The sequence below is a fragment of the Flammeovirga sp. SubArs3 genome, assembly GCF_947387565.1.
Taxonomy (GTDB): Bacteria; Bacteroidota; Bacteroidia; order Cytophagales; family Flammeovirgaceae; genus Flammeovirga; species Flammeovirga agarivorans.
On the sequence record NZ_CANDOA010000009.1, the window covers coordinates 204,821 to 216,389 of the forward strand.

An 11,569-nucleotide genomic window follows, 5' to 3' on the forward strand; every position below is an offset into this window, starting at 1 on the left:
TCCTATAGACCTTCGTAGATGTCGATAATCTCACCCTCAGCTACTTTTACCATCGCTTTTTTGAAAGACGATGTGTGACCGTTAATAACAGCCGCTTTAGTGTAACGAGTTTTTGATTTACCTGGAAGGATAGCAGTACGAACTGCTTCCACATTCACACCATACTTAGCTTCTACAGCTTGTTTGATCTGAACCTTGTTAGCTCCTTTAGCCACAACGAAAGTGTAAACACCACCTTCGTGAGCAAGTGCAGCCTTTTCTGTCAAGATAGGTTTTACTAATACTTGCATTATTTTAAGGCTTAAAGGTTAGAAAATTTTTCAACTGCGTCTTGAGCAATGATTAACTTATCAGCGTGCAATACTTCGTAAGTGTTTAATGAATCAACAACTACTACGTTTGCTTTTGGTAAGTTTCTAGCAGACTTATAAACGTTGTCATTTTGCTCACCTAATACTAGAAGAGTTTTAACGTCTGATAAGTTTAAGTTAGAAAGAACCTCTTTGTACGCTTTTGTTTGTGGAGCATCAAAAGATAAAGTCTCCAAAACTGTTACATTGCTTTCTTTTGCTTTGTATGCCAACGCCGACTTACGAGCCAATTGTTTAACTTTTCTGTTAACGTCTTGACGGTAATTTCTTGGACGTGGGCCAAAGATACGTCCACCACCTCTGAAAACAGGTGATTTGATAGAGCCCGAACGAGCTGTACCTGTACCTTTTTGCTTTTTAAGCTTACGAGTAGATCCTACGATCTCCGCACGCTCTTTTGCTTTATGCGTACCTTGACGTTGTGCCGCCAAATACGCTTTTACGTCAAGATAGATAGCATGATCATTTGGCTCGATACCAAATACTGCTTCTGGTAAATCAACTTTACCAGTCTCAACGCCTTTTGAGTTCAATACTGCGATTTCCATCTACTGATTACTTTTCAAGGATTACGTAAGAATTTTTAGCACCTGGAATTGCACCAGAAACAAGGATTAAACCGTCTTCTGGGTACATTTTCATAACGCGTAAGTTCATCACTTTAACACGCTTACCACCAGTACGTCCAGCCATACGAAGACCTTTGAATACACGTGATGGAGTTGCACATGCACCAATCGCACCTGGAGCTCTTAAACGGTTATGTTGACCGTGAGTAGCTTGACCTACACCACCGAAGTTGTGTCTCTTAACTACACCTTGGAAACCTTTACCTTTAGAAGTACCTACGATGTCTACGAATTCACCTTCAGCGAAGATTTCGTCCATTTTCAATACATCTCCTAGAGCTCTTTCCATAACTGGGTTACGGAATTCTACCACTTTACGTTTTGGTGTGGTACCAGCTTTTGAGAAGTGACCTTTCATAGCAGCGGACGTACGCTTCTCCTTTTTCTCGTCGAAGCCCACCTGAATAGCTGTATAGCCATCAGATTCTACCGTCTTAACCTGAGTCACAACGTTAGGACCAGTTTGAATCAACGTACAAGCGATGTTCTTGCCGTTTTCATCAAAAATACTAGTCATACCGACTTTTTTTGCAATAAGTCCTGGCATTGTTCTTTACTTTAAAAATTAATTAATTTAACGCCTGAATATCAACTCATCACTATCTCACTCATGTTAGAAAAACTCATCTTGAACTCCCCGTCTGGTCCTTCAATCTGGTGTCTTTCATGGAGCTTAAACAATAGTGTACAGCTTCCAAACGGCTTGCAAAGGTAAGCATATTATTTTACTTGCCAAATTTTTATTTATATATCACTTAAAAACAGTCAGATAGGTTAATGTTATTAACATTTATCAGACATTATAGCTATCATTATACTGAAAAGTGGATTTTTGTATCTCATTCAAAATGAAAACACTATAAAATTGAGTACTTTTTAAAGGGATGGACTCAATTTACTATAAACTGACTTTTACATTAACATACTTTCTTAACTATGTCTACTCCCAAGAAAAACAGAAGACATTTTATCAAACAGTTTACAAAAGTAAGTGGAGCGGCATTAGCATCCACTGCGGCTTTGTCTTCATGCAGTAAAGAACAAAATTCTGAAAGCACAAAAAGTAAGAAGAAAGAAAAAATATATAATTGGAAATGTGTGACAGTTTGGCCTCCGAACTTTCCTATTCTAGGAGAAGGTGTTAATAATCTAGCCAAAGAACTAAAAGAGTTATCCCATGGGCGTCTTAATATTAAAGTATATGGAGCTGGTGAATTAGTACCTGCACTAGAATGTTTCGACGCAGTACAATTGGGCGGAGTACAAATGATGCATGGAGCTGCATACTATTGGGCTGGTAAAATTCCTGCTTCAGTATTTTTCACAGCAACACCATTTGGTATGAATACAAGACAACAAAATGCTTGGTTATTATATGGTGGCGGAAATGAACTTTGGAAAGAACTATATAATAAAATTGGTTTAGAACCTTTTCCTTGTGGAAACACTGGAGTACAAATGGGAGGCTGGTTCAATAAAAAATTAAACACTGTTGAAGACCTTAAAGGAATTAAGATGCGTATCCCTGGATTAGGAGGAAAAGTATTTACCAAAGCTGGAGGTACTTCTGTCACTGTTCCTGGAGGAGAAATTTACACCAACCTAGAACGAGGTGTAATTGATGCTACGGAATGGATTGGGCCTTACCATGACTACCTAATGGGATTTAATAAAATTGCAAAATATTACTACTACCCTGGTTGGCATGAACCATCTGCTACTTTAGAGTTAGTATGTAATAAAGAAGCCTATGATAAATTACCTGAAGATCTTCAAGAGTTAATAAAAACGGTATCATTGAAATACAATGGTAGTATGATGTCTGAATTTGAAAAGTTCAATACTGAATACCTAAAAAAGATTCAAAAAGAAGGACAAAATATTATTTTACCATTCCCCGAAGACGTAATGAAAGAATTGAAAAAGAATGCAGACATCGTTATTCAAGATCTTATAGAATCGGATGAATTTGCAAAAAGAGTTTACGAGAGTTTTACGTCATTTAAAGAAAATATTAAACAATGGTCAACAATTTCAACTGATGCTATACAAGAATACCTTTAAACCAATTATTATCTTAACTTTGCGACACTTAAAATATTGATATTCATATAATACATGAGCTCAAAATTATTAAACAACGTAAAGTCAGCTTGTCAGGCAGCTGGTAAATCATTTGTTTACTCTTCTCCAGAAGAGAACGACGATAGTCAAGCACAATTCCAATTCATCAGTACTAAAGGTGGTGAAGAAAAAGTAATGGATGCTTTCCTATATACTTTAGAAATGGAATATGTGATGAAACTTCATGAAGAAGCTGTTCAACATGTTATCAACGAGAATCCAAAGTTCGCTGATGCTGACTTCGATACAATGGATGGTCCTCACATGGATGCTGTTGATGAAGCTATTGTAACTTTATCAAAAGACGACACTTACGATGTAGGTGAATTTGTTGAAGAACGTCCTGAAGATGATGAAGGAAATGGTACTCCAATCGACATCTGTCTTCATGTTGCTGAAGTAACTGATGAGGTCATCGAGAAATTCGTTAAAGAATATAACGATGGTACTTTAAAAATCGATGAAACAGTTCGTTCATTCGAAATCTAGGAATTGATAATTCTAAAGTGATTCTATCACTTAAAACAAATAAAAAGAGATAAGACGGATTTTAATAATCTATCTTACCTCTTCTTTTATTATGAGAAACTCTCTTTAGTCTCTTAAACGACCGCTAATAGAATCTCTTACTTTTTTCTCATCTCTTTGGATAAACCTATTTGCCATCGAATTAAATACAATCGCAAATACAGGTAAGAAGAATCCGATTTCGAACTTACCATTGTTTTCTCCAACGATCTCTGTCCCTTGCATGTACCCATAGTACATATTTAAACCGATCACTGCAAAAATCAAAACAGCATTCAATAAATTAATTTTCACTTGTTTCATTCTATCATTGAATGAAATCAATGAAAATAAAGCAACAACTGCAGATAAACCTGAAACGATAGCAATAGCGATTGTATTGATCGCATCACCTTCTGTTCCTTTATCGATCGTTAATTCAGTTGCTGTTAAAGTTGCTGTTACTCCTTCTCCTTGTCCTGCCCAAATTGGAGCAAAAATTACAGCAGTCATCGCTACTGCAATCAAGAAAAGGAAAATTGATTGAATTCTTTGAATCATCTTAAAATTTTCTCTTTAGGTTTAATTATAAAGCAATCTTATCTACTCTATTTTGATGACGTCCACCTTCAAACTCTGTAGAGATGAAAGTATCTACAATTTCAATAGCTCTTACTAAAGAAATAAAACGAGCAGGCATTGATAATACATTTGCATTATTATGTTGACGTGTTAATTGTGCTAAGACAGGTTCCCAGCATAATCCACATCTTACACCTTGGTGTTTGTTTGCTACCATTGAAACTCCGATACCACTACCACAAATAGTAATACCAAATTCAGCTTCACCATTTTCAACAGCTTCTGCCAACGGGTGAACATAGTCTGGATAATCACAAGACTCAGCAGAGAAAGGACCAAAATCTTTCACTTCATGACCATTTTTTTCTAAATGTTCAATGATTGCCTTCTTATACTCGTAACCAGCGTGGTCACCACCAATTGCCAATTTCATAATGATATAATTATAAGTTTTTAAAGCGTATTATTACTACGATACTTGCAAAGTTATCAATACTTTTTCTTACTTCACGTTATGTTTATAGTTATTGAGCCTTATCGTTTTCTTCCTCCAACAAATGGAGGTCATAAAGCTTGTTATCATGTCTGTGAAGAAATTTCCAAAAAAACAGAACTGACTTGTATTACAACCACAAACAACCCTGAATTGGAGATTCCTTTTCAAGTGGAAAAAGTATTCGCCGACAAAATTACAAAATATATAAATCCTTTTGTCGGTTGGAAAATATATAAATCTGCAAAACGGCTCAAAGCTACACATATTTTATTAAATCAACCCTTTATGGGGTTATTGATGATCCCAGTTGCTAGAATTTTAGGAGTAAAACTTCTTATATTCTCTCATAATATTGAATTCATGAGATTTAAGAGTATGGGAAAGATCTGGTGGCCACTTATGAAAGCACTAGAAACGTTCACCTACAAAAACGCTGACCAGGTCCTTTTCATTTCAAATGAAGATAAACAGTTTGCTATGGACTCTATGAACATTGACCCTAATAAATGTATCGATATGCCATACGGTACTTCTGTTAACCAATTTCCTTTAGATATTCCTAATAATAAAAAACAGCTTTATAAAGAATATCACTTAAATAATGATATAACTACTCTGTTTTATTTTGGTCCAATGGACTATGCTCCTAATCAAAAAGGATTAGAAAATTTGTTATATGAAATCATTCCTATTTTAAGAAAAAACACAGACTTTAAATTTCACTTATTTCTTGCAGGAAAAGGGTTATCAGAAAAAGAAAGTAACTATATCTCGTCTTCAAACGATATCACTTGGTTAGGTTTTGTAGACAGTCTTGATTTATATATTAAAGGAACGGATTTAATGCTTAATCCTATTTGGATTGGTGGAGGAGTAAAAATCAAACTCATGGAATCCCTTTCATTAGGCGCAACGGCGATTTCTTACAAAAGCGGTAGTTATGGAGTAAACACTTCTACATTAGGAGAAAAAATAAAAGTGATCCCTGATCAAGATGCACAAGCGTTTAGTGATGAAATCATAAAACTATCCGGAAAAGAGAAAGTACCTACTCCGAATTCGTTCTATGCTTATCATAATTGGGAAAAGATCACAGATCGAATTTTAAAGCGACTTTTATCATAAGGTTTTAGGACTTAATTTTAAGAGAATTTTTGGCGTTATATTTTTAAAAATGACTTTAGCAGAAACGATCGCGGATCTAATCAATAAATCACCATTTCTTCAGGAAGGAATTTCAGAAGGCATTGTCAATTACAGTGCATTGGCTAGAAAAATGAACCCTGAGGTAAATGTATTAATGGATAAAGAGATCCAAGAAGGAGCTATTGTAATGGCTTTAAAAAGAATGGCCCATAAAATTGAACCTTCGAGAATGGAGGAACAAGCAAAGGAATACATTCGACATATGGGTGATATTCTCGTCCGTTCGGATCTTGTCGATTTTGCTTATAAGAACTCTCCAACACTGATTAGTTGCCAAAAAAACTTATTGGAACTTGTACAAGGCAATAGTAGTGACCTATTTCATGCCTCTTCTAAAGGAATGCATGAAACCAATATAATTACCAGTAAATCTTTTGCCCCTAAAGTAAGAGAACTGTTTCTGAAAGAAGAAAAGCTGACAGAAATACAAGAACTTGCCGCTGTTACCATGAGGATGCCTATGTCTTATGACAAGGATGCACCCGGTGTTTTTTATTTTATTTTGAAGACTTTAGCCTGGAATAAAATTAACGTAGTGGAATTTATCTCAACCAAACATGAATTCTCTATTGTTATTGAAAAAAGGGAAATCAACAAGACATTCAACCTTCTTCATAACATGAAAAATGGATAAAAAAATACTCAATAAATTATCTGCAATTATTGAGTATTTCCATCAAGCTAAAAGACCTTATTGATACTTACCTAAGATTTCTTTTTGATTTTCTTTGCTCACTGCCTCACCAGTCAGTACATAATGCTCAATAAAAATCATTTGCTCTTTAGTGTATTGCTTAAACTTTCCCTTTACAATTCCTCCAATAAAAGCAGGTTTAGTTCTATATGTTTGTGTGATAATTAATTTACAACGCTCTTCATCAATAGGCTTTACTTCATATTCCGCAAAAGTATATTCTGGTACTGTAGGTACTCCTTCACCATCGAAAACTTTAGCTTTAAAATACATAGTTTGCTCATCGAACTCAACCAGCTCCTCCCTCACTAGTTTTTTCCCTTTATCGTCCAATTGACAAACTCGCTCACACCCTATTTCACTTTTAGTACTCCCATTAATTAATTCAGATTTGACAATCCCTGCATGGTATTTTGATACATCTGCAAATTCATTCCCAACAACATTCCATACTTTTTCCGCCGATGACGGGATCACTCTTTCAATTGAGAAAGTATGTGTCCTTTTTACTTTTTGAGCAGATGCATTTTTGAATGAGAATAACATAGAGATAACTGACATAAGAATAATGCTTTTAATTTTCATAATTAGTTGAATTATTGATATATACAAAGCTACCTTATCCTATTCCCTATCTCTTGTGATATCTTTTCAAAAACTTGTCAAAACTAGTCAATGCTATTTCTGTAATCTCTAGGCGATGATTTATACATAGCTGAAAAAGACTTAGAAAAATGTGCTATATCTTCAAATCCACAATCATAAGCTATATCGGATATTCTAAGTGAAGTAGTCTTCAGCAGTCCTTCAGCTTTTTCTAACCGTTTACCTACAATATATTTTTTGGGAGTCATATTATAAATCTCCTTAAACTTCCTCTGAAAGGTGGAAAGACTCATACCTGATAAAAAAGCAAAGTCTTCAAGCTTCAAATTTTCAAAGAGATTTTTATTTATTACCTCCTGGAATTGATACGCTTTCGATTGAAATAGTTGTCCTAAAAAAAAGTTAGCCTCTGAAGTATCAATAGAAATAAGAATACTAATTAGTTCTCGTACTTTGATCTTCAAATATTCATCTGTCACCAGTTTCTTATTTTCAATATTAAACCTTAATCCCTCAAAAAAATGGTCAATAGTCTTGTTCGAAGATATTTTGATTAGAGGAGGCACTTCTACTTCATTTTTCAAAGATTGTAATTCAATGGGCAATTCATTGTTGTAAACATCCTGCAATACATTGGGCAATAACTGAAAAGCAATTACCTCATAAGGCTCTTCCTCATTGTTCTCCAACCAATGATTTACAAATTGTCCACATCTCATCAACAACATATCTCCACCATTAATATGAATTAAATCTGTAGATGAAATGATTTTTGATTTACCCCGATAAACATAAATTAATCGAGCTTGATTATCTAAAGGTGACTGCACCTTATATGGAGGTCGAAATTGAACTTTGCCTAGAATAAGCTGATCATTCAATGAATAACTAATACGATGAATTGGAGTACAGTTTAAAAGTTAAAAAAAATCTTATTTAAAGATAGGGGTAAATCTTGTTTCATTTGTCTCTAATGTGAACTTAACATCAAACCACTTAACTTTACTAAAACAATGAATAAGCTAAAGTTTTCTCCTTTTTATTTATTATCCCTACTCCCTATCAATGTTCTTTATATTTTTTCTGACATTCTGTACGTATTTATCTTTAAAGTATTTCAATACAGAAGAGACATTGTAATGGATAATTTAATCAAATCATTTCCTGAAAAGAAATATCGAGAAATAAGAGAAATCGAAAAACGATTTTATCATCACTTCTGTGATATAATGTTCGAGAGTATCAAAACGCTAACCATGAATAAACGGGAAATCGAAAAACGATTTAAAATAAAAAATCCAGAGCTAATTCAAGAACTCTATCATCAAAATAAAAATATTGTGTTGTACTCCGCTCATTTAGGGAATTGGGAGTGGTGTACTTTTTTACCATTATTTCTAGATCATAAAGTAACGGCATTCTATCAACCACTTTCAAATAAATACTTTGATGAGTTGATGAAATTAATAAGAAGTAGATTGGGGGTTTTATGTATTCCTTCTCAAAATGGGTATAAGACACTATTAAAGTTGAAAGCAGAGAAGAAATTAACCTTTAATTTAATTATTGGTGACCAAAGCCCTAGTCACAAATCTTCAAGATATTGGACACACTTTCTTCATAGAGAAACGGCATTCTTAATGGGAGCAGATGTGATATCCAATAAAAACAACTGTGCTGTTATTTATCCACAATGTATTAAAGTAAAAAGGGGAGTCTATGAGACCCAATTTATAGTGTTAGATGAATCGCCAAGAGAATCTCAGAGACATTCAGTTATTGAAAAATACTCCAAAGCCCTTGAAGAAAATATCAATCAACAACCATATTTATGGTTATGGAGTCATAATCGTTGGAAGTTATCAGCATAATCTGTTGATAAGTATTCACAACTAACAGGAATGTTGATAACTTTTCAAGATTACCATTGTTCACCAAGTGTAATTTTGAAAAGTTATCAACATTTTAAGTTTTATATCAAATCTTCTGAGATTTTATCTCCAAAATACTTTTCTAACTCCTCTAGTGTTGAATCTGAATTCTCAACATCTTTCACAACTTCACCATTTTCTAACATAACGATCCTTGTACTTATCCCAGTAACGTGTTGTAAATCGTGACTTGAAACAATAGCTGTTACACCTTCTTCTGCTAATTTTTGTATTTTCATACGTAACCATTGTTGAGAAGTAGGGTCTAGATTTGCAAAGGGCTCATCTAAAATTAATAGATCAGGGTTACCGATTAAAGCACCTAAAATACCTGTCTTATTTTTATTTCCTTTGGATAAATCTTTGATTAACTTCTTGCCAGAAATAAAGTCTTCGCCATAGAAGTTTTTTGTTTGCTCTAAGAAATCTTCCAAATCACCTTTATTCCAACCATGTAACTTAGCTACAAACTCTAAATACTCATAAGATGTCATAAATGGAACTAGGAAGGTATCGTCTAAAAAAGAACCTGTAAATTTTTTCCAATCTTCTGTTTTGGAAACATCTTCCTCTTTAATTTCAACTTTGCCTTCAGACGCTTCTATCAGATCTAATAATAAACTTAGAAATGTTGTTTTTCCAGCTCCGTTATTACCAACTAATCCAATAATTTCTTGGGGCTGTATTGATAAGTTATCTAATGAGAGTGCTGTCTTTGTTTTATATACTTTAGTCAGTTTTTCTACTCGTATCATAATCTTAGCTATTTTTAAATCCTTCAGTCATTTTATATCTTTTTTCAATCAAGTTATCAGTAACTAAATTGATTAACGGTCGATGTACCAGCATTCCCAGCACTCCTATAACTACGATAGAAATAAGTGCAGCTTTTAACGAAATGAGATAATAAAATCCACCAAATATGATGAGAACTCCCATTAATATTGGGAAAACCATCAGCATGTGTTTTGCTTGCACTCCTTGAAAATTAAATGCATTCTGTTGATCTAAATCTACCTTCTTCTCATTGTAAGTGGCTAAAAACATCATTAGTAAAAGATTGACTCCTACACTATAGAAATAGCCTACACAAATCATGACTGTTACAATTGGCTTAATAGCTAAATAGATTAAACTTAAAGGCAATACAACAAGCGTTGTTAAGCCTGCATACATCAGATATTTCGCTTTTACGTATTCTTTCATCGTAAAAGGTTGAGTTCTGATAAAACTAAAGTATGAACCTTCCCATGCAAACATAAATTGCCCAAAGGTTGAAGGAATCATCGTTGCAGGAAAAAATGAGAAAAAGAACAATTGAACATCTCCAGAATTCTTATCAAAAATGGTGAAGAATGGATACAAAATAAATACAACAGACATGATTAAAGACTGACGCATTCTCTTGTTCCTGAGAATCATTTTTGATTCATAAACAATAAAGGTCCAAAGTTGCGAATCTCCTTGAATGAAATTTCCAAGATCAAAAGATGAATAGGAAGTCGAATTTGTTTCATCATCCAAATATAGTTTTTTCTTCAACAATTGATGTGTGATCGCAAAAACAGCACAATAAATGATTACAGGAATTATTAATAGCAAAGGCATCGCTATAACTTTATCTACTATTACTTGGTAATAATCTGATAAGAAAATGTATTGCTTAAAATCCAAATACAAAACACCCGATAGCACTGCCATTATCAAGACCCAACTCCAAAACCTTTTCCCGATTGTCTTACCAAAATTATAGGACAGTGACGTGTTGATAAATAGTTGAAGAGTCATAACAACTAACCAAATAATCAATGAACTTTTATCTACTCCTGACCCAAAACAAACGGATATCAAAAACAAAAAGGGGAAATAATTGAAGAAAGTAAATAAAGATCTCACTTGAAGAAATACCAATAGAGTTGATTTTTTAATTGGTAAGTACAAGTATGGCTTCAAGTTGAACTTTGTCGTACTTTCTAAAATCGACCTTACTAAAAGGTCTCCAAGTACATAGTAAAATATATACTTATTAAGTACGCTTAAAACATCTAGATCTGGGAACTCCTTAGTTATTATTTTTTCAATAAAAACCCCCATAAGAACTGTTATGGCGGAAAAATATAGAAGCAATAGCACCAAAAAGAATGAAGTTACTACACTTGGAATATCATAAACTTGACGTTTCTTCTCCAAGAAGTAATTGTACGTTAGTTTTAGTAACATTTAGTTGAAGGATTGATTAAAAGAGAGATTAAATGGAACAAAGCAGCTGTTCCTTATTTATATATTAAATATAGATATAAAAAAAAGGTTAGCCAACATCTTGTGTTAACTAACCTTCTATATCTAATGAATGTGGCGCCGACTTACTCTCCCGGGGGTTAACCCAGTACCATCAGCACTGTAGGGCTTAACTGCTCTGTTCG

The 11,569-nt window shown here is 33.8% G+C and carries 14 protein-coding genes; 5 read left to right on the forward strand and 9 right to left on the reverse strand.

Annotated features, from left to right (window positions below):
- Positions 1–2 precede the first annotated feature (2 nt).
- Genes rplW through rplC form a run of 3 tightly spaced genes read right to left on the reverse strand, consistent with a single transcriptional unit; the run spans position 3 to position 1,547 of the window.
- The gene (gene rplW, locus QL232_RS22130) at positions 3–290 is read right to left on the reverse strand and encodes a 50S ribosomal protein L23 (protein ID WP_044229482.1); all 288 of its coding nucleotides are present in this window, start codon (positions 288–290) and stop codon (positions 3–5) included.
- Between the two features lie 11 nt (positions 291–301).
- Positions 302–919 (reverse strand): 50S ribosomal protein L4, encoded by a 618-nt coding sequence (gene rplD, locus QL232_RS22135; protein WP_168885249.1) that lies wholly within the window; start codon positions 917–919, stop codon positions 302–304.
- A 7-nt stretch (positions 920–926) separates the two neighbouring features.
- Positions 927–1,547, reverse strand: coding sequence for a 50S ribosomal protein L3 (gene rplC / locus QL232_RS22140; RefSeq protein ID WP_168885250.1), 621 nt, complete (start codon positions 1,545–1,547; stop codon positions 927–929).
- Between the two features lie 389 nt (positions 1,548–1,936).
- Between rplC and QL232_RS22145 the strand changes: the two genes are divergently transcribed.
- A complete protein-coding gene (locus tag QL232_RS22145; RefSeq protein ID WP_281615803.1) occupies positions 1,937–3,064 on the forward strand; it encodes a TRAP transporter substrate-binding protein in 1,128 nt (375 codons plus the stop codon).
- A gap of 54 nt (positions 3,065–3,118) precedes the next feature.
- On the forward strand, positions 3,119–3,613 hold the full coding sequence (locus QL232_RS22150; RefSeq protein WP_281615804.1) for a hypothetical protein: 495 nt from the start codon (positions 3,119–3,121) through the stop codon (positions 3,611–3,613).
- Between the two features lie 105 nt (positions 3,614–3,718).
- Here QL232_RS22150 and QL232_RS22155 read toward each other — a convergent pair whose 3' ends face one another.
- Complete coding sequence (locus tag QL232_RS22155; RefSeq protein ID WP_281615805.1) at positions 3,719–4,192, reverse strand: DUF4293 domain-containing protein; 474 nt, start codon at positions 4,190–4,192, stop codon at positions 3,719–3,721.
- A gap of 25 nt (positions 4,193–4,217) precedes the next feature.
- Complete coding sequence (rpiB, locus tag QL232_RS22160; protein WP_281615813.1) at positions 4,218–4,652, reverse strand: ribose 5-phosphate isomerase B; 435 nt, start codon at positions 4,650–4,652, stop codon at positions 4,218–4,220.
- A gap of 75 nt (positions 4,653–4,727) precedes the next feature.
- Between rpiB and QL232_RS22165 the strand changes: the two genes are divergently transcribed.
- Entirely contained in the window at positions 4,728–5,834 is a 1,107-nt protein-coding gene (locus QL232_RS22165; protein ID WP_281615806.1) for a glycosyltransferase family 4 protein, read from the forward strand.
- A 49-nt stretch (positions 5,835–5,883) separates the two neighbouring features.
- A complete protein-coding gene (locus QL232_RS22170) occupies positions 5,884–6,549 on the forward strand; it encodes a hypothetical protein (protein WP_168885255.1) in 666 nt (221 codons plus the stop codon).
- Positions 6,550–6,606: 57 nt separating this feature from the next.
- Here QL232_RS22170 and QL232_RS22175 read toward each other — a convergent pair whose 3' ends face one another.
- Together QL232_RS22175 and QL232_RS22180 are read right to left on the reverse strand one after the other, a co-directional pair.
- Complete coding sequence (locus QL232_RS22175; protein ID WP_281615807.1) at positions 6,607–7,194, reverse strand: SRPBCC family protein; 588 nt, start codon at positions 7,192–7,194, stop codon at positions 6,607–6,609.
- An 83-nt stretch (positions 7,195–7,277) separates the two neighbouring features.
- Complete coding sequence (locus QL232_RS22180) at positions 7,278–8,045, reverse strand: AraC family transcriptional regulator (RefSeq protein WP_281615808.1); 768 nt, start codon at positions 8,043–8,045, stop codon at positions 7,278–7,280.
- Positions 8,046–8,228: 183 nt separating this feature from the next.
- Between QL232_RS22180 and QL232_RS22185 the strand changes: the two genes are divergently transcribed.
- Complete coding sequence (locus QL232_RS22185; protein ID WP_281615809.1) at positions 8,229–9,086, forward strand: lysophospholipid acyltransferase family protein; 858 nt, start codon at positions 8,229–8,231, stop codon at positions 9,084–9,086.
- Between the two features lie 101 nt (positions 9,087–9,187).
- Here the strand turns inward: QL232_RS22185 and QL232_RS22190 are convergent, their stop codons facing one another.
- Together QL232_RS22190 and QL232_RS22195 are read right to left on the reverse strand one after the other, a co-directional pair.
- Positions 9,188–9,901: an ATP-binding cassette domain-containing protein gene (locus tag QL232_RS22190; RefSeq protein WP_281615810.1), complete on the reverse strand. Its 714-nt coding sequence runs from the start codon at positions 9,899–9,901 to the stop codon at positions 9,188–9,190.
- Between the two features lie 4 nt (positions 9,902–9,905).
- Positions 9,906–11,366, reverse strand: coding sequence for a DUF5687 family protein (locus tag QL232_RS22195; protein ID WP_281615811.1), 1,461 nt, complete (start codon positions 11,364–11,366; stop codon positions 9,906–9,908).
- Between the last annotated feature and the right edge of the window lie 203 nt (positions 11,367–11,569).